Source organism: Catellatospora sp. TT07R-123 (assembly GCF_018327705.1).
Lineage (GTDB): Bacteria > Actinomycetota > Actinomycetes > Mycobacteriales > Micromonosporaceae > Catellatospora.
On sequence record NZ_BNEM01000001.1, the window covers coordinates 489,968 to 508,887 of the forward strand.

General features: G+C 73.9%; 13 protein-coding genes. 7 read left to right on the forward strand and 6 right to left on the reverse strand.

Annotated elements, in window-relative coordinates; translation table 11 throughout:
• Positions 1–2: 2 nt before the first annotated feature.
• Complete coding sequence (locus Cs7R123_RS02050) at positions 3–395, reverse strand: MerR family transcriptional regulator (RefSeq protein ID WP_212823006.1); 393 nt, start codon at positions 393–395, stop codon at positions 3–5.
• Between the two features lie 258 nt (positions 396–653).
• Here Cs7R123_RS02050 and Cs7R123_RS02055 point away from each other — a divergent pair, with 258 nt between their 5' ends.
• Both Cs7R123_RS02055 and Cs7R123_RS02060 read left to right on the forward strand, forming a co-directional pair.
• A complete protein-coding gene (locus Cs7R123_RS02055) occupies positions 654–1,802 on the forward strand; it encodes a sporulation protein (RefSeq protein ID WP_212823007.1) in 1,149 nt (382 codons plus the stop codon).
• An 83-nt stretch (positions 1,803–1,885) separates the two neighbouring features.
• Entirely contained in the window at positions 1,886–2,710 is an 825-nt protein-coding gene (locus Cs7R123_RS02060) for a Bax inhibitor-1/YccA family protein (RefSeq protein WP_212823010.1), read from the forward strand.
• A 73-nt stretch (positions 2,711–2,783) separates the two neighbouring features.
• On the opposite strand, the gene Cs7R123_RS02065 is transcribed toward Cs7R123_RS02060, so the two are convergent.
• The 3 genes from Cs7R123_RS02065 to Cs7R123_RS02075 form a co-directional block, all read right to left on the reverse strand.
• Entirely contained in the window at positions 2,784–4,082 is a 1,299-nt protein-coding gene (locus tag Cs7R123_RS02065) for an EAL domain-containing protein (RefSeq protein ID WP_212823012.1), read from the reverse strand.
• A 108-nt stretch (positions 4,083–4,190) separates the two neighbouring features.
• The gene (locus Cs7R123_RS02070; protein WP_244871549.1) at positions 4,191–5,615 is read right to left on the reverse strand and encodes a hypothetical protein; all 1,425 of its coding nucleotides are present in this window, start codon (positions 5,613–5,615) and stop codon (positions 4,191–4,193) included.
• A 161-nt stretch (positions 5,616–5,776) separates the two neighbouring features.
• Positions 5,777–7,024, reverse strand: coding sequence for a serine hydrolase (locus Cs7R123_RS02075; RefSeq protein ID WP_212823014.1), 1,248 nt, complete (start codon positions 7,022–7,024; stop codon positions 5,777–5,779).
• Positions 7,025–7,277: 253 nt separating this feature from the next.
• Here Cs7R123_RS02075 and Cs7R123_RS02080 point away from each other — a divergent pair, with 253 nt between their 5' ends.
• The 3 genes from Cs7R123_RS02080 (at position 7,278) to Cs7R123_RS02090 (ending at position 13,785) form a co-directional block, all read left to right on the forward strand.
• The gene (locus Cs7R123_RS02080; RefSeq protein ID WP_212823016.1) at positions 7,278–11,942 is read left to right on the forward strand and encodes a HEAT repeat domain-containing protein; all 4,665 of its coding nucleotides are present in this window, start codon (positions 7,278–7,280) and stop codon (positions 11,940–11,942) included.
• A 106-nt stretch (positions 11,943–12,048) separates the two neighbouring features.
• Entirely contained in the window at positions 12,049–12,462 is a 414-nt protein-coding gene (locus tag Cs7R123_RS02085) for a hypothetical protein (RefSeq protein ID WP_212823018.1), read from the forward strand.
• A 144-nt stretch (positions 12,463–12,606) separates the two neighbouring features.
• Positions 12,607–13,785 carry a serine hydrolase gene (locus Cs7R123_RS02090; RefSeq protein ID WP_212823020.1) on the forward strand — a complete coding sequence of 393 codons (1,179 nt, stop codon included), beginning with the start codon at positions 12,607–12,609 and terminating at the stop codon, positions 13,783–13,785.
• A gap of 9 nt (positions 13,786–13,794) precedes the next feature.
• On the opposite strand, the gene Cs7R123_RS02095 is transcribed toward Cs7R123_RS02090, so the two are convergent.
• A complete protein-coding gene (locus Cs7R123_RS02095) occupies positions 13,795–14,847 on the reverse strand; it encodes an enoyl-CoA hydratase/isomerase family protein (RefSeq protein ID WP_212823022.1) in 1,053 nt (350 codons plus the stop codon).
• Positions 14,848–15,065: 218 nt separating this feature from the next.
• On the opposite strand from Cs7R123_RS02095, the gene Cs7R123_RS02100 reads away from it, so the two are divergent.
• Together Cs7R123_RS02100 and Cs7R123_RS02105 are read left to right on the forward strand one after the other, a co-directional pair.
• On the forward strand, positions 15,066–16,160 hold the full coding sequence (locus tag Cs7R123_RS02100; protein ID WP_212823023.1) for a winged helix DNA-binding domain-containing protein: 1,095 nt from the start codon (positions 15,066–15,068) through the stop codon (positions 16,158–16,160).
• A gap of 60 nt (positions 16,161–16,220) precedes the next feature.
• Positions 16,221–18,182: a toprim domain-containing protein gene (locus tag Cs7R123_RS02105; RefSeq protein ID WP_212823024.1), complete on the forward strand. Its 1,962-nt coding sequence runs from the start codon at positions 16,221–16,223 to the stop codon at positions 18,180–18,182.
• 3 nt (positions 18,183–18,185) lie between these two features.
• On the opposite strand, the gene Cs7R123_RS02110 is transcribed toward Cs7R123_RS02105, so the two are convergent.
• A complete protein-coding gene (locus Cs7R123_RS02110) occupies positions 18,186–18,917 on the reverse strand; it encodes a rhomboid family intramembrane serine protease (protein WP_212823025.1) in 732 nt (243 codons plus the stop codon).
• Positions 18,918–18,920: the final 3 nt, after the last annotated feature.

An 18,920-nucleotide genomic window follows, 5' to 3' on the forward strand; every position in this document is an offset into this window, starting at 1 on the left:
GGTCAGCCGTTCGGCATCGCCGCGAGCAGCTCGGCCGCCAGGGTGATCAGCTGGTTGGCGCGCACCGCCAGGCTCGCGGCCAGCCCATGGCCGGTCACGGCCGCAGCCTCGGCGAGTTCGCGCAGCGCGGCCAGGTCGGTGTCCAGGCGGGCCAGGACCGCGGCGAGGTCGGCACCGCCGGCCCGCAGCTGTGCGGCGATCTCCTCCAGGCTCATGCCGGAGGACTCCAGCCGCTGCACGGTGGCGATCTGCTCCACCACCGCGGGGTCGTAGAGGCGGAAACCGCCGGAGGTTCGCGAGGCCGGGCTGATCAGGCCGAGATTGGTGTAGAAGTCGACGGTACGGTTGCTGACCCCCGCCGCGGCGGCGAGTTCACCGATCCGCATCAACGCCATGACCAGCCTCTTCCAGTAACCGTACAGTTTCACGTGCTAGTGTCGCCCTCATGGATGATCATAGCGCGGCCCCTGCGGCCCCGCGCCGGTCGAAACCCTTCCCGGCCGTCCGGGCCGCCCAGGCTGGAGCGCCGGCTCAGCCGTGCTGATCCGCGCCGGTGGCACCGTCGCGCAGCGGGCGCTGAAGGCCACCGGTCGGCTGTCGTCCCCCAGCACTCCCGCAGCTAGCCGAACACCGCCTCCGAAGGAAGGAACTCCGTGGTCTTCAAGAAACTGCTCGCCAGTCTCGGCCTGGGCGGCGTCGAGGTCGACACCGTCCTGTCGCCGCACCCGACCACCCCCGGCGGGCCGCTGACCGGGCAGGTCAACCTGCGCGCCAAGTCCGACACCGACATCACCGCGATCTGGGTGCTGCTGGTGGCCACCACCCCGTTCGGGGAGACCGAACTGGGCCGCCAGCAGGTCGCCGGCGGGATGCGGGTGGCGGGTGGATCGACGCAGTCGGTGCCGTTCACTCTCGCAGTCCCCATGTTCGCGCCGTTCACGAGCCTGTACGGGCAGAATCTGCCCGGCGGCGGGATCGGCGTGCGCACCGAGGTCGCCGTCGCCTCCGGCAGCGCCAAGGGCGACTGGGACCCCGTGCGCGTCGACGCCGCCCCCGCCCACCAGCAGATCATCGACGCGCTCGGCACCATCGGGTGCCGGTTCGCCCGCAACGAGCTGCGGCCCGGCGCGACCGCCGGGCTGCCCGCCCCGGTGGCGCAGGCGGTCACGTTCTACGCGCCGCTACCGGAGGGCCAGCAGCCGGGCCCGCACATTCCGCAGCTGACCTTCACCTTCACCGCCACGGGCGACGTGCTGGTCGTGCTGACCGAACTCAGCGCCCGGCCCGGCAGCGCCGACCGCCACGACCTTCCGCCGGCCGACGTCGCGCGGTTGAGCGCCGAGGGCGGCTGGGTCGGCGAGGTCGACCGGTGGATCGTCGCCGCGCTGGACAAGCTGGGCCAGGCCCCGGCCGCGACGCCCGGCTCGTTCATGCAGCCGCACGCCCCCGCCGGCCAGCATCGCGGTCACGCACCCGGCTACGGTCAGCCCGGATACGGTCAGCCCGGATACGGCCACCGGCCGCAGCAGGGGCACGGCTACGCCTACGGCGGCCACGGCGACTACCGGTACGGCGGCTACCAGGGCAGGCCCAGCATGGCCGGCGCGGTCGCCGCGGGTGTCGGCGGCGCCGCGCTGGGCTTCCTCGGCGGCATGGTCATCGGCGACATGATCGGAGACGCGTTCTCGCCCGACGTGGCCGAGGCGATCGACGACCCGGGTGCGGCCGCGGCCGACTACGCCGGCTTCGAGGACGGCGGCTTCGACGGCGGATTCGACGGCGGCGACTTCGGAGACTTCTGACCGGCCACGCCGGGTCGGGCGGCCCGGGGCCGCCCGACCCGGCCTGATCCCACCGCCCCCGTACTACGCAGAAGGAGTCCTGAGTGAAGTCCTCCAACCCGGTGCTCGGGCGGATCACCGCCGCCGCGCAGCAGCCGACCTACACCGTGGCCGGCGGGCCCGCCCCCACTTACAGCTACGCCGGGCGCACCTACCAGCAGCCGGACGCCGGCTACGGCTACCCCGAGACCGTGCAGGCACCGCGTGACGTCATGACCATCGACGACGTCGTGGTCAAGACCGTGTCGCTGATCGGCGCGGCGGCTGCCGCAGCGGCCGCCACGTGGATCCTCGTGCCGCCGCCGGCCATGGGCGTGGTGTGGATCGCCGCGATGCTCATCGGCCTGGTGCTCGGCCTGGTCATCTCGTTCGCGCAGGTCACCAACCCGGCCGTGCTGTTCGCGTACGCGATCGTCGAAGGCGTGTTCCTCGGCGCGGTGTCCAAGGCGTTCGAGACCCGCTGGAACGGCATCGTCGCCCAGGCCGTCATCGCCACCCTCGGCGTCTTCCTGGTCATGGCCGCGCTGTACAAGGCGCGGATCGTCCGGGCCACGCCGAAGTTCATGAAGGTCGTGATCGGCGCCGCCGCAGGCCTGGGCGTCGTCATGCTCATCAACCTCGTGATCAGCCTGTTCACCGGCTCGGCCGGGCCGCTGCGCGACGGCGGCGGCATCGCGATCGTCTTCAGCCTGGTCTGCATCGTCGTCGCGGCGCTCATGTTCGTCGTGACCTTCCAGCAGATCGAGGACGGCATCGCCGCCGGGCTGCCGCGCAAGTACGGATGGCTGGGCGCGTTCGGCATCCTCGTGGAACTGGTCTGGCTCTACCTGGAGATCCTGCGGCTGATCTCCTACTTCCAGGAGGACTGACCCCAACGGCTCGCGGCCCGTGCACGCCGTACGGGCCGCGACCGCCGTGCCGCCGGGAGGCGGACGCCCGGGGTCAGCCGTCCGCGGACCGTCCGCCCCGGGAGTTGAGCCGTCCCAGCAGGCTGTGGGCCGCCTCGGTGAGCAGCGCCCGGTCGTAGCTGACGATCGCGTCGAACTCCCGCTGGCCGTCCCCGCCGGTCGACCGGACCTCCTCGGCGAACAGGCCCCCGGCGAAATAGCTGTTCACGACGATGACCGTCCACTCCCCCACCAGCGGGTCGTCAGCGCGCAGCGTCACGCCGCGCAGGCCCGGCGCGGGACGGGCCGGCATGCCGCCGGCGAACACCGCGATGAAGGCGCCGCCTGCGGCCCATGCGGCATACCGGGTGCGCACCGTCGCGGTGAAGTGGACCCGGTGCTGGAACGTCGCGAGCAGGACCATGGCCTCCGGGGCGCGGCTGGCCATGGCCTCCAGCCGGGCGCTGACCCGGATCAGCGCACGCCTGGTGGTCAGGGCAGGGTCGCGGTAGCGGCGGGCGATCTGGAACGGGGTCGAGTCCCCAGCGCGCGACCCGGCGCTGCGGGGCAGGTCGGCGCCGGGATGCGTGTGCCGGCGCGGCAGCGGGCCGGGGCGGCCGAACAGCCAGCCCTGCCCCAGGGTCGCCCCCATGGCGATCGCCGAGGCGCGGTGCTGCGGGGTCTCGATGCCCTCAGCGAGGACCACCGCTCCGGTCCGCGCCGACTCGGCCCGGACCGCCTGCACGACCTGGCGCGCCACGGCGGTGTCCGGGTGCTGCACGACCTCCCGATCCAGTTTGATCACTTCGGGGCTGAGCAGGGACATCAGCGCCAGGCTGGCGGGGTTGGACCCGACGTCGTCCAGGGCGATGCGCGCCCCGCGACCGCGTACGCGCGTCATCAGCGCCATCAGGGCGGCGGGGTCCTCCCCGAGGAACCGCTCGGTGATCTCGGCGACCACCTGGAGCCGCTCGGCACCGTCGTCGACCGAGGCGACCAGGTCGGGCGGGCAGCGGGTCCGCAGCGCCATCGGCTCGACGTTGACGAACAGCGGCATCTCGTACGGCAGACCCGCCCGCAGCGCGTGCCGGAACGCCACAGCCCGCGCCACCCAGTCCAGTTCCCCGAGCCGGCCCGCTCGCAGCGCGTGCCCGAACATCGCCGCCGGGAGCTCGAAGGCCGAACCGGCCGGTCCGCGCGCCAGCGCCTCGTAACCGGCGACCCTGCCGGTGGCCAGCACCACGATCGGCTGGAAGACCGGGTAGAGGGCGCGACGGTCCAAGATCGCGTCGAACTCGGCGTCGCCGCCGGAGCCGCCGGGCGCAGACCCGCCTGCCCGCGAGGCGCTGGGCATACCTCAAGCTACCCAACCAGCCCCGGCCCGACGGTGCTTTCGGTCGTTTGCCGCCTGGACCGCGCCGGTATGTCCTGCCGACGCGGTCCGGGCGGCCCTGTCCGGCCGCTACTGGACCGCCCCGGCGGCGCTGAGCAGGTCGGCGTACCAGGTGGCGTAGGGCTGGTTGGTGGCCGGGTAGTTGGCCGGCGGTGCCGTGGCCAGCGAGGCGCTGTCGAAGTCCCAGCCGCGTACGACCTTGCCGGCGTTGCGGCTCGCGGTGATGAAGGACCTGTTCGACGCGACGGAGGCGTAGAAGATCGCGCCTTCGGCCAGCAGCGCGCTGTCGCCGGCCTGGAACTCGTCGAAGGCTGTCTGCTGGTAGCGCACGCGCGTGGCACCGATCCGGTCGGTCGCGTAGCGCAGCGTGGTGGCCGGGGCGGCGCCGTCCGCGCCGGTGCTGACCGTCACCCGCATCGATCCGCTGGTGGAGGCGGCGGTGGTGAAGCGGGGGTCGGCGGTCTTGGCGTGGGTGGCGCTGTTCCAGGTCACGGTGCCGGCCGCCGGGTCGAGGACGGCGTCCCAGAACCAGTTCTGGTTCTGGGACTGGCTGCGGTGGATCTCCTTGAGCGTGTTGCCGGCGGGGCTGGCGAACGCGATCGACGGCAGGATGCCCGTGTCGTACTGCCGGCTGGCCGACCAGGTGATGTCGCCGTCGGCGGTGAGCTGCCCGACGCGATACCACAGCGTGCTCGCGTTCTGCGACTTGTGCACCTCGACGAGCAGACCGCTGTCGTTGAGCGCCACCGCGGGCGTCGTGCCGGAGTCGTATCGGCCGTGCCGCAGCCAGCTGACGCGGCCGTCCGGGCCGTAGGTTCCGCTCCAATACCACAGCGCTCCGGCGCCGGAGTCGTGTACCTCGACGACCTGGCCCCTGGAGTTGATCGCGACACTCGGGTCGGCACCGGAGTCCGCCTTGTACGCGCTGCGGGTCCCCGCGTGCCCGGACAGCAGCGTGATGACGCGTCCCCGCAGCGACCCGACGGTGCCGAGGGCGCCGGGCACGTCCTGTGCCCGCACCAGCCGGGTCCCGAACACCCCGGCGAGCTCGGCGTTCAGCGCGGCCAGATCACCTGCGGCGTAGGAGGTGTTGTCGGTGAGGTCGTCCTTGAGGTCGAGCATCACCAGCAGCGGCGCGTGGCCGGGATGAGCGGCCGACCAGGCGGCCACCGTCTGCAACCACGGCCGCAGGTTGTTCGACGCGGGGTTGCCGCTGTGGTCGACCAGGTCGCCGGGTGAGCTGTGGCCGACGCCGTAGTCCCCGGTCGTGGCGTACCCGTTGTCGTGGATGTCGAACTCCAGGAACCGTACGCCGTTGTCGAGCTGAGAGGTGATCGATCCCTTCGCCCCGTCGGCGTTGCCCGAGTAGCTGTTGTGGGTCGCGCGGAACACGGCGGAGGCGAAGGGCAGGTCGTCGGGCGCGGCGGCCGCGGGCGCGGCGGTGGCCGCGAGGGCGAGCATGACCGCGCTGACCGCGGTGGCGAGTCTTCTCACGAGCGGCAAGGTACGCCGACACGGTGAAGTCAGTCTATATTCGAGCTGAACCGGCGTACGGGCTGGACATGTCTTCGCGGCGTCACGGCCGTCGGGGCATCCGGCCTATGCCGGGCGGGTGACCGCGGATGCCAGGCCCGCCGAGGGCAGGACGGCGGGTCTCAGCTGGTCGGGGTCGGCGCCGGGGCGAGCGACAGGCCGTAGACCTGGTCCAGCACCGTCGGCAGCAGCGCGTTGGCCGTGGTCCGGCCGTCGGGTGCCACGGGCAGGTTCGTCCAGATCACGATCGTCACCCCGTTGTCCGGGTCGTGGCCCATGAACGAGTTGAAGCCCGGCAGTTCGCCGCCGTGGTAGTACATCGCGGCGTTCGGCGCGAAGCGCTGGTAGGAGATGCCGTACCCGTACTTCTGCCCGTCCGGGTGGGCGGGGTCCTCGGCTTGCAGGCTGTCCAGCCACTGCCGGCGGAAGGCGGCGTCGAACACCTTGCCCGTGACCAGGGAGCTGATCCAGACTGCCAGATCGTCGGCGGTCGAGACGGCCCCGCCTGCCGCGGTGGCGTAGGACGGGTTCTGGTTGGTGTAGTCGATGGGCTTGAGCGTGCCGGCGCGGGCGGCGGCCTGCATCTCGGCCGGGTACGGCTCGTCGACCAGGGCGTAGGCGGTGCCGCCGTACATGTAGCCGTGGGAGTAGGGTGCCGGGATCTTGTCGTCGGTGGCGGCCGGCAGCGAGGTCTGGCGCAGCCCGAGCGGGCCGAGCAGCCGCTGCTGGAACTGCTCGGCGAGCGGCTTGCCGCCTACCTTCTCCGCCACCAGGCCCAGCAGCGCATAGTTGGTGTTGCTGTACTCGTAGCCGGTGTTCGGCGCGAAGTTCGGCGGCCGCTTGAACGCGATGTCGAGCATCTCCTGCGGCGTCCAGACCCGGCCCAGGTCGGCGTCCATGGCCGTGGCCAGTTCCGGGGCGTTGGTGTAACCGTAGAGGCCGCTGCGCATCTTCAGCAGGTCCGCGATGGTGATGTTCGCCCCGTTGGGCACGCCGTCCACATAGGCCGACACCGGATCGCCGAAGCTGAGTCCGCCGTCCTGGGCCAGCAGTGTGATCAGCGCGGCGGTCATGGTCTTGGTGTTCGACGCGATCCGGAAGTGCGTGTCGGCGGTGGGCGGGAGCTGCGCACCGAGTTCGGTGGTCCCGGCGGCGGCGCGGTAAGTGCCTTCCGGGGTGCGTACCAGCACCATCGCGCCGGGGACCAGCATCTGCTCGGCGGCGGCGCGCACGGCGCGCTCAAGGGCGTTCTGGTCGACGGGCTTCAGCCCCGCGCGGTGCGGTGCCGGTCCGGCGGCCGACGGGGGTGCCGCGGCGGCCGCACTGCCCGCGAGCAGCAACGCCACACAGGCCGCGAGCGCGACACCCACCCGCCGCGTCCTGCGCGGACGGCGGCTCCCGTCTGCTCCGCTCTGCGCCCGAAGGGTCTTTCCCATGGCGTATCACCGCCTATGCCCGGAAGCCGAGCAGCAGCCGTGACACGTGCTCGGGCCGGCCGGAAGGGCTGACAAATCCCACTAATTTTAGCAGCCCACCTGGTCTGGCCTCGGCTGTCCTGCCCGCCTGCGACCGCCGCTCGACGGCCCGATGCGCCGCCGACGGCGGTCACTAACATCGGGCAGCATGACACCAGTGAGTGAGCCGGTCCGGGCCGCGGTGCGGCGAGCCGACCTCGGCTGGCTCGCCGCCGAACTCGAAACACAGGACTGCACACCGGCCGTCCTGGCGCTACTCGTCCGGCACCAGGACCCGCTGCTGCGCCATCTCGGCCTGGAACGGCTCGGCGCCCGGCTCGCGAGCCCCGGCATCGGCGAATCCGAACTCGCCGAACTCGCCGGTCTGCTGCCCCCGACGCTGGACGGACCGCCGGAGACGGCCCAGATCCTGGCCCGCCTCCACCAGCAGCTCTGGCAGTACGTCCCCCAGCAGCACCGGCCCCGGTGGCGGGCCGCCGGGCTGCCGATCGGCGTTCAGCTCACCTGGCTGTGGGCCGAGCTCTGCCACCAGCCCGCGACGCTCCGGCACGAGCCGGTCGGCGAGCTGCTCTACCAGTCCGTGGCCGCGACAGCGGCCGCCGACACCGACCAGCTCGACGAACTGATCGGTGAGCTGGCCGCCAGCGGTGACGACATCCTGCGGCACGCGGCGCTGCGACTGGCGCGGGAAGGGCTGCACAGCGCACTGCTGGCCCCGGCCCGTGCCCGTGAGCACCTCGACAGGCTGCTCGAATCCGCGAGCACCGGCGTGGTGGTCGCGGCGCTGCGCGAGCTGGCCGAACCGTGGGCCGCGCTCGCCGCGCTGCGACGGGAGCGGCTGTCGCCGCTGCTCACCGGTCCGGTGGCGCCGGAGCCGGCTGTCGTCGATGCGGCGATCGCGGCCGCGGCCCGGCACGGGCACGGTGACCTCCTGTGGGACGTCGTCGTGGCTGAGGCGATGCCGCCGGGCTCTCGCCAGCGTGCGCTGCGCGTGCTGGGGAACCTGGCCGGGCACGAGGACATCGGCGGGCTGCTGGCGGTCGCCGCCGCCGATCCGCTGCTGCTGGCCGGGCCTGTGCTCGCGTGCCTGGCGGGGATGCACCGGCGCGGCCTGTTCCCGGCCGGTGCCGACGCGGCGCCGATCGTCGGCCTCGCGCTGGCCGATCACAGCGTCTCCGCGGTGGAGGTGGCGACGGTCGTGTTCACCTGTCGGCGGGAGGCGCTGCGGGCGCTGGTCGTCGAGGATCCCGGCGACGTGATGTGGCCGCGGCGGCTGGAACTGCTGGTGGAACTCGCCCGTCAGGGCAGCGGCGACCTTCCGGTCGGCGACGCGATCGCCGGGGTGCTGCCGGCGGCGTCCCGTCCGGAGCCGTTCCTGGCCGCGATCCGGGCGTTGCGGCATACTCCCGCCGAGGTCGCCGTCGTCGACCTGCTGCCGCGTGCCGCCGCCGCCGCGCTGGACGCGCTGGAGGCCGTCGGCGGCGGGCATACTGCGGCCATGTTGCGCGACGGGCTCGGCCTGACCTGTCCCGACGGGGACGCGGCGATCGCGCCGCACCTGCGGCCGGTCCGCCATCAGGCCCTGGAGCTGCTGTGGCAGCTGACCGATGATCCCGACGAGCGGGCCGCGATCCTGGCCCGGCTGGACCCCCGCGACGTGCCCGGCCGGATCGCCGCCGACCTCGGCGCACCCGACCGGCATGAGCTGGCGCTGCTGGCCGGCGGGTTCGATCCGGTCGATCCGGTCGCGGCGCTGACCGTGCTGGCCCGCAACGGCGACGCCGGCGTCCTGGCGGCCATCGGCGACCTGCTGCTGCGGATCGTGGCGGACCTCGCGGCGGCGTGGGAGCCGGGCGCCCCGGCTCGGCCCGCCGACCGCGCACGCCCTGACGGACGGCTGATGGGAGAGCCTGCCGTGCCCGAGGAGGTCGTGGCCGCGATCCACGCCCTCGGCGCCCGCCTGCACGCCCGGGGCAAGCTGCGGCCGTTCTGCCTGCGCGAGGCGGCCGACGCCCGGGCAGCCGGCCACGCGCTCGTCGCGACGGTGACGCTGGACCTGCTGGAACGCCCCGACCTGTCCGGCGGCGAGCAGGCAGTCCTGCTCGCGCTGCTGCTGCGGGCTCCGTACGCCGGCACGCGGGCCCGGGTGCACCGGCTGCTGCGCCACCGCGACCGCCACGTCCGCAAGCAGGTGATCGCGCTGCTGGCCGCCGACGCCACCGGACAGGACGCCGAAGCCCTCTCGGCCAGCCTGATCGCGTTGACCGGCGCCCGCGACGGGCAGACCGTCCGGCAGGCGCTGCTCGCCCTCGGGCACGCTCGGGCGCGCTGGGCCGCACCGGCCGTCGCGGCCTGCCTGGAGCACCCCGCCATGAACGTCAAGAAGACCGCCGCGGGGGTGCTATCCCAGACCGGCACCCCCGCGGTGGTGCCGCGGCTGCTGTTCTGGCTCGGCCGTCACGACAACCCGGGTCTGCGAGCCGGGCTCGTCGAGGCGCTGCGGGCGGTCCTCGGCCGCGCCTACGCGGCCACGGTCCTCGCCGCGGCCGAACAGGCCACCGACGACCGGACCCGCAGGCTGCTCCTCGACGGGCTCGACGCGACGCTGTCGGCGCGGGCGGTCAACGCGCTGGCCCGGCAGGGATCGCCGGTCGCCCCGACGCTGCTGGCGCTGGCCGCCGCAGGCGACCTGGTGCTCGCCGACGGGTCCGCCGAAGACCTCGCGGCGCAGCTGGCGGCACACGGCATCGCCGTACCGGCGCGCCGGGCGCCGGACGGCGCGGACCCGTGCCGCGCGGACGTCGACGCGCTGGTACGCGACGGCTGGAACACCGAGACCGCGCTGCGGCTCGCCGCCGCGCACGCAGCCCGGCCGCCGCGGTTGAGCGCCGTCCAGCTCGCCCGGCTGCGACCGACGCTGCCCGGCTGGCTCGACCTGGCCGGCACCGACCCTGCTGTCCGGCCGGACGCGCTGCGGCTCGCCCTGCGGCTGTGTCCGGCTCCCTGGGCGGCCGCCGAGGTGAAGGCCTTCGCCGGGGCGGCCCGGACCCTGACCGCCGGGCTGGCCGACACCACGGGCGAGGACCGCGACGGACTCATCGCGGTGCTGGAGAAGGTCGCGCCGACCCTGTCCGCCGCCCAGTGCCTCGACCTCGCCGAACGGCTGCGCGCGCAGCCGCCCACCCCGGCCGGACGCCGGTCGCCGCTGGCGCTGCTGCGAGGGTGCCGCGCCGTCCTGACCCGCGCCGACGTCGACCGGGCGCTGGCCGCCGCCCAGCTCGGCCCCGACCCGTGGCTCGCCGAGGCCGCAGTGCTGCGCGACGCCTTCGCCGTGACCCCGGCCCCCGCCTCCGACGAGGCCGCCGCCTGGCGGCTCGCGCTCGAAGCCGCCGTACGCACCCCGGCCGCCCTCCACGAGTGGCGGTCCCGCGACGACCACTCGCTCACCTCCCGCGAGCGTCTCACCGCCCTGATCGACGTGTTCGCCACAGCGCCCCGCGACGTCCGCGGCGCGATGCTGGACTGGATGGAATCGCTCCAGCCCATCGACGCCCCGCCCTGGACCCTCGCCGAGACCGCCCACCGGCCCTCCCCCGTGCCACGGACCCCGCAGGACGGCGACCTCGACCAGCCGCGCTCGGCCGTGCAGCACCAGCGGCTCCTCGCCATGCTCGACGCACCCGCCGCGAGCAGGCGCGGCACGGCGGCGGCGGTGCTGCGGGGCTGGCCCGAGCCGCAGACCGCCGGTGTCGTGCTTCGCGCGTTCCTGCGCGGACGCGTCGACGTCGCGACCACCGGCACGCTCGCACGCGCCCTGAACAGCCTCGACCTGTCGGAGCTGCGGGCAGTCACCGATGACGACGCAGCCCGCGAACGGGCCGCCCGGGTCGCGTTCCAGCTCAGCCCGACCGAACTGCACCGGCTGCTCCCCCTGCTGCTGGAATGGTGGGAGCACGGCGGATCGGCCACCCGCGCATCGGTCGAGCGCGCGCTGCGGGCGACTCCCGGGCACCTCGACACCGTCGCCGAGAGCCTGTGCGGGCGCCTGGACGCCGGAGCCTGGGGTTTCGTCGATCTCATCGCCGGGCAGCCGCTGCTGCGGACCCCGGCGCTGGCCGAAACCCGCCGGCGCCTGCTCGCCGCAGGACGCGCCGATCTCGCCGACCGGCTCATCCTGGTGGACGGCCCGCTGCGCCGGCCCGGCACCGCAGGCACCGCCACGGCCCTCGCGGCGCTGCGCGAGCGGCCCCACCCGGCGGCGGCCCCGCCGGCGTCCGGTGCGTCGCGCCGCGATCTGCTCGACCTGGTCCGCACCGGCGACACCGGGCAGATCCGCCGCGCCCTCACCCGCCTGGCGGAAGTGGATGAGGACGACCGCCGGGCGGACGGCACAGCGGTCACCGGCCCGGACCGCGAACTGGAAGACCTGCTGGTCGGCCTGCTCCACCACCCCGAGCCCAGGGTCCGCCTGCACACCCACCGGATCGCCCGCCGGGTCCTGGACCGCCCCGCCTACCTGCGCCATACCGCGGTCCTGCTCGACGACTCCGCGCCCGACGTGGTCCGGTCGGCGATCAGCACCCTCAGCCACGGGGCCTACGAACCCGCGGTGCCCGCCATCGTCGGCCTGCTCACCCACCCGAGCACCGCCGTCCGGGAGGCTGCCGCCGATGGACTCGTCCGGCTCGGACGGCCGGCGCTGCCCGCCCTCACCCATGCCGCCGGCCGCGCCCGGCCGGACCGGAGGTCCCGCTACACCGCGATCATCGAGCAGATCAGCGCGCGGGAGGAGACGGCGAGGGAACAGCCCTGACCGGCGCCGGAACGGAACGCCCGGCCGGATGCGGCGCACGGGCGCGCTTCTGCTAGACCTGAGATCCGCCCACCCCTTCACGTCACGGCCAGGAGAGCTGTCCACTGTGGTTGCGACCTTTACGAACGTACGTGAGATCTCCTCCGTCGACGAGCTCACCGAGATCCAGCGCGAGCAGGTGAGGTTGTCGGGGATCGCCTACGACGGAGACGACCTTCCCGCAGAGGTGCGTCTCGGCGACGACACCGCCGAGGAGCACCTTTTCGAGCTCACGGTCTGGGACGTCGAGCTCGACGGCGTGGTGGCCTACGCCGCCTGGTTCTACAACGTGGACTCCGGCTCCATGTTCCGCGCCGACGGCACCGAGATCGTGGCAGAGGTGATCCAGTTCGGCCTTGAATGCAAGGACCCTGAGCTGGAACTGCGACTCGGTGCGGGCATGGTCAGGGCGGGGCTCCTCCCCCGAGGCGACTCCGGGTACGAGCGGTACGAGCAGGAGGCCCTGCGGGCCGACCCGTGACGGCAGCGGCGGAGCCGGCCCGGCCGGCTCCGACTCCGGCTGGCAATGCCGCGATGCGTGCAAAACAGGATCATCGCCGAGGGACTCGAAGTAGATTCATCACTGAGTGCCCACCTTTGTCCCGCTCGGCAAGGACGGCTGGCTGTGAACGTCTTGAACCGGCTCCCGCGCCGCACCGGCGCGGCCTTCGCCACGATCCTGATGCTCGGCCTCACCGCGTGCGGGTCCGCCTACAACGCGACCGCCCCGAGCGGCGCCAGGCAGACGTCCGCGCCGGGCACCGCTGCTCCGGAAAGCCGGCAGATCGCCGCCATCGTCGACCGCCACATGAAGGAACAGGACCTCACCAGCGCCGTCTACGGTGTCTGGCGCGGCGACCAGCTCATCGCCGCGGGCGCGGTCGGGGGTTCGCCCATCGGCGTCCCGGCCACCTCCGACATGCAGCTGCGCATCGGGCAGCCGATGGAGCCGATGCTCTCCACGGTGCTCCTGCAACTCGACGGCGAGGGCGTCCTCAAACAGGACGAGCCGATCGCGAAGTGGCTGCCCGACTTCCCGCGCGCGAACCAGATCACACCGAGGATGCTCGCCGACAGCACCTCGGGCATCTCCGACTACGTGACCGACCCCAACTTCCTGAAGCAGTTCTACGCCAACCCCATCAAGGGGTTCACGAGCGCGGAACTGCTCGCGCTCGCCAACGAGCGCCCGCCGCTGTTCGAGCCCGGCAAGAGCTTCGCGTACGCGCACAGCGACCTCGTCGTGCTGGGCGAGGTGCTGGAGAAGGCGACCGGGCAGCCGCTCGGCGAGTTGCTGCAGAAACGGATCCTCGACCCACTGAACATGCGCGCCAGCAAGGTCATGCTGACACCGCAGCTCAGCGAGCCCTTCCTACACGGCTACACGAACGAGCGCGGGGTCTTCGAGGACTCGTCCTTCTGGAACCCGACGGCGTTTCGCCACAGCGGCAACATGAACACGACCGTGGCCGACGTCGCCACCTGGATCCGCGCCCTCGCCGACGGCCGGCTGCTCAGCCCGGAGCAGCACCAGGCCATGATGGCACCGTCGACCGCCGGACTCGGGCCGCTGACGAAGGACAAGTTCTTCGCGTACGGCGTCGCGCACGCCGGCGACTGGTTCTTCATGAACCCGGCCTACGGGGGCTACCACGGTGTCGTGTACTACGACACCGTGACGAAGACGCTGGTCGTCGCCTACGTGACCCTGGGGCCGAAGTCCGACGCGAACACCGACAACGCGCTCCCGCTGGGCAAGGAGATCGCCACCATGCTGGTGCCCGACCGTCCGCCGCAGATGTGACCGAGAAGCTCAGAGCGATGCCACCGCGGTCAGGTCGAGATCGTCGGCGGTCGGTGCGAAGTAGCCGGTGATCGCGGCGGCGTCGACGTCGGCGAGGCTGGCCGGCTGCCAGCGGGGGCTGCGGTCCTTGTCGATGACCTGGGCGCGGACGCCCTCGGCGAAGTCCGCCGACGTCAGCATCGCCGCCGACAGCCGATACTCCTGCTCCAGCGCGGCTTCCAGCGACGGCAGGCGGGCGGCGGTGCGCAGCGACCGCAGGGTGACCGTCAGCGCGGTCGGCGACTTGGCGGCGATCTCCCGCGCGGCCGCGCGGGCGCCCGCGGCCGGATCGGATCGCAGCCGGTCGAGGATCTCGGGCACGGAGTCGGCGTCGTAGCACCGGTCGATCCAGTCCCGGGCGGCAGCCAGCTCTCCGTCCGGCGCCGCGAGCGCATACCGGGCCACGGCCTCCTCGGCGCCGGTGCCCGCCAGCGTCGCGGCCAGTTGCGGCAGGCACCCGGCGGGAACGAAGTGGTCGGCGAGTCCGGCGTAGACGGCGTCGGCGGCCCCGATCGACGTCCCGGTCAGGGCCAGATGCGTGCCGACCTGCCCGGGCGCGTGCGACAGCAGCCAGCTGCCGCCGACGTCGGGGTGGAAGCCGATCCCGACCTCCGGCATCGCCAGCCGGGAGCGTTCGGTGGCGATCCGCACGCCCGCGTGTGCGGAGATCCCGATGCCGCCACCCATCACCAGGCCGTCCATCCAGGCCACGATGGGCTTGCGGTATCGGGCGATCGCGGCGTTGAGCCGGTACTCGCGGGCCCAGAAGTCCAGTGCCCCGCGGCCGCCGGACACCGCGTCGGCGCGGAGCGCGCGGATGTCCCCGCCCGCGCACAGCCCCCGGTCCCCCGCACCGGTGACCAGCACCGTCCGGACCCGGTCGGCGGTGGCCCACAGCTCCAGGGTCTGCTGGATGCTCGTGACCATCTCGGTGGTCAGCGCGTTGATGGCGCGCGGCCGGTTGAGGACGATCCGGCCCAGGCGGCCGGTGATCCGGGTCAACACCGCGGGCGGTGCACTCACGGCGGCGGGCCTCTCTCGCGGGGACCCGACGCGGATCCACGACGTGCACGGACTGGTCGAAGCCTGCCAGATCCGGGCGGACACACGGTGCACCGGGGTCGCGACGGCGGCCGCACCTGGTCCACCCGTCGGCCCTTGCCGGGCCGCTGGACGCGATCGAGCAGCGCCTGCGCGCCACCGTCGCCGGAGGCGGGTCGCGCCCGTGAAATGATCGACCCGTGCTGACCCGCCGCGATCTCAACCGTGCCCTGCTAGCGCGGCAGCTGCTGCTGGAGCGCTCGCCGCTCGGACCGCTGGAGGCGATCGAGCACCTGGTCGGCCTGCCCGCCCAGGCGCCGAACCCGCCGTATGTCGGGCTGTGGACCCGGCTGCGGGAGTTCCAGGTCGAGGACCTGTCGGAGCTGCTCACCTCCCGGGCGGCCGTCCGCACCCCGCTGATGCGGGCCACGCCGCACCTGGTCAGCGCCCGAGATGCGGTGGACATCGGGCCGCGCCTGCGGGTCGTGCAGGAGCGGAGCCTGTCGGCACCGATGCGGGAACGGCTGCGCGGCGCCGACCCGGACCGCGTCGCCGAGGCGGGGCGGGCGCTGGTCGAGCAGCGGCCGTACACCGTGAAGGAGCTGGGAGCGGCGCTCGCGGCGCAGTGGCCGGAGGCCGATCCGGCCGCGCTCGGGGCGGCGGCGCGGGCCGGGGTCCCGATGGTGCAGGTGCCGCCGCACGGGCTGTGGGGAGCGGTCGGGCAGCCCGCGTACACCAGCGCCGAGCACTGGCTCGGCGCCGACGCCGGCCCGCGGATGACGCTCGACGACCTGGTCGTGCGGTATTTCGCCGCGTTCGGGCCCGCGACCGTTCGCGACCTGCAGGCCTGGTCGGGGCTGGGCGGGCTGCGGGAGGTCGTCGAGCGGCTCGGCGACCGGCTCGTGGACCACCGGGGCGAGGACGGCGTCGAGCTGCTCGACGTGCCGGACGCCCCGCTGCCGCACCCGGACACCCCGGCGCCGGGGCGGTACCTCGCCGACTTCGACGCCGTGCTGTCGGCGTACGACGACGGCACCCGGATCCTGGACGACCGGGACCGGCGCGACGTGTTCGCCGTGCCGGGCGTCGTTCCCGGCACGGTGCTCGTCGACGGCTCCGTCCGGGCGATCTGGACGATCGACCGCAGGAAGGGCGTCGCGACGCTGGTGGTGCGGCCGCTGTTCCAGATCCCGACCCTCGACGTGCAGGAGCTGACCGAGGAGGGCGAGCGGCTGCTCGCCTTCGCCGCGCCCGAAGCCGCCCGCCGCGAGGTCCGCTTCAACTCCCGCTGGTAGCGCTACCTCGCCGCCGGCTGAACCTGCTGCGCTGTCGGTCGGCTCGATAGAATTCGGAGAATGCCGAACGGCGATGAACGAGCGACCGCGCGGATGCACCCGTCCAGCCGTGCCCTGGTCCACGCCGCCAGGCTCACGCTGCAACTGGCGGTGGCCGACCTCACCACCGCCCAGGCCTGGCATCGCCTGCTCGACGTCGCCGCGCGCCATCGCGGCCGCGGTGCCGACGACGTCCTGCTGATCGCGCGGCAGCGACCCGACGCCACCGAGCTGGCCACCCATGACCGGTGGCGGACACGAGGCGCCCACGTGCGCCGCAGCGAGCGCGGTCTGATGCTGCTGCGGCCGCTGGACGGCACCGGCGACGCCCTCGACGTCGTCAAGGTCTTCGACGTCACCCAGACCGACGCGGTGCCCCCGCCTCGCCGACCGTCATATGACCTGGTGCGGGTCGTGGCGGCGCTGGCCGTGCTGGCGGGTGAGGCCGGGTTGACCGTCCGGCTGCGGCAGGGGCTGGAGTCCGCGGTGCGCGCCGATGGGGACCGCGTCGACCTGGCCGCTGAGCTGCCCCTGTCGGAGACGGCGGGGCATCTGGTCGGCCGGATGGCCCTGCCGATGCTGCCCGCAGGCCCGGCGCGCGAGGTGCAGGCCTTGGGTGTCGCCCGCGTCGTGGCCAGGCGGTTCGGTCTGCAACCGGTCGACGCCCCGGTTCCGCAGCCGCGCCGGTGGGCGGTGCCGGGGAACGGGTCCGCTGCGGACCTGCTGATCGACACGATCGCGGTGGTCATCCGCACGGCGGACGCCGTGACGGCCCGACTGGAGCGGGCACTTGCCCGATCGGCGGCCCCCGCCGGGGCTCCTGCGCAGCGGCGGGGCACGGCACACGTCCCGGCGCAGCGGCAGGCCGCCCCGAAGGCCGTCTCGGCGCCGGCCGACGACCAGGATCAGCGGGACGCGCTGTACGCCGTCAACGCCGCCGCGGCGGCCTTCTACGCCGCCAAGCTGCCCGCGAACCGTGCCGCTGCGGCCTATCTGCGGTCGCGGGGCATCGCCGCCGCCGCCGATCCCGACAGCGGCTGGCAGCTGGGGGTCGCCCCGGCGGGCGGCGGCGTCCTGCTCCAGCACCTGCGCTCGATCGGGTTCACCGACGAGGTCATGCTCGACGCCGGTCTGGTGGCCGCCGACCGGCTGCACGGGCGCGGCAGTTACGACGTGTTCCGGGACCGACTGGTGTTCCCCATCCACGCCCCCGACGGCCGGATCGCCGGCTTCACCGGCCGCGACCTGTCGGGGCGCAGCAGAGCCAAGTTCTACAACACCCCCGAGACGCCGATCTTCCACAAGGGCGAGCTGCTGTACGGACTCGCGCCGCAGCTGCGCGGCCAGGGCTGCCCGGCACGGTTCCTCGTGGTCGAGGGGCCTACCGACGCGATCGCCGCGCACCTGGCCTACCGCGGCCCGGCCGGCGGGGGCGTCCGCACCGTCGTGGTGGCTCCGGGCGGCACCGCGTTCACGCCGGCGCAGTTCGCGCTGCTGGCCGCCGCGGCCGGCCCGGACACGTCGCTGATCATGTCGTTCGACCTGGACCGCGCGGGTGCCAGGGCGCTGGAGCGGGCCTATCCGCTGGCCGTGAGCTGGCCGCACGGCAGGGTCCTGGGCACCGCGCCGACAGGGTTCAAGGACATCGCCGAACTGCTGGCCGCCCGCGGTCCCGACGCGGCCCTGCTGGACCTGCTCGCCGCGCAGCGGCCGCTGGCACTGATCGGGGTGGAGCGGGCGCTGGCCAGGGCGTTTCCCGACGGTTTCCACGCCGACTGGCCGGAGGCCCGGGTGCGGGCCTACCGGACCGTCGCCCCGTTCCTGCTCGACGCGGTGCGCCACGGCGACGTCGACCTGCTGCTCCGGTCGGTGGCGTCGCAGCTGCGGGTCGCGCCGCACGAGGTGAGCCAGGGCGTGATCCAGCACTTCGAGGACGTCCCGCCGGAACCCGGGCACGACCGCCCGCGGCGGCCGCCGCCGTGAGCCTCATCCGGCCGAGGTCGGCCCTCCGGTCGCCGACGTGGAGGCTTCGCGAGATGCTGCGGTCGGCTCCGGCCCGTACACGGCGAGCAGTGTCGCCAGCGCCAGCCCGGTCAGCAGCCCGGCGCCGTGCGCGTCGCCGAGCCCGGCCAGCAGCAGCGCGCCCGCGGCCACGGCCGCGACGAGACCCCACCTGCCCGCGCCGCCGGTCCTGGCCGCCATGACCAAGGCGACCGCCAGTGCCCCGGCGACGGTCCCCGCGATCGGCCCGGCCACGGCGAGCGCCGCCAGGTACAGCGTGAAGTGGACCGCGTAGAGGCGTGCGGGCAGCGGTAGCGGCCGGCGGTCACGCCAGGTCAGCACCGCGAGCGCGCCGATGAGGCCGGCCACGGCGTCGGAGGAGCCGCCGCCGGTGCCGGACGGCTCGACCAGCAGCATGAACACCACGCCCGCCAGGCCTGCCGCGAGGAAGAGAAGGAGCCAGCGGACCCGGCCGAGCCGCCGTTCCACCGCCAGGCCGACCAGGAGCAGGCCCAGGGTGTTGTACGCGTACTGGCCCCAGCCCGACGGCTGCACGAGCAGCGGCGACAGCAGGCGCCACCACTGTCCGTCGCGGATGGGGCCGGGATCGCGCTGGAGCGCGTCGACCACCGACGGTGCCGCGAGCTGCACCGCGAAGGCCGACGTGCTGAGCGCCGCGACCGCGAGGGTGAGCGGCCCGCCACGAAGCGCACGCACGGC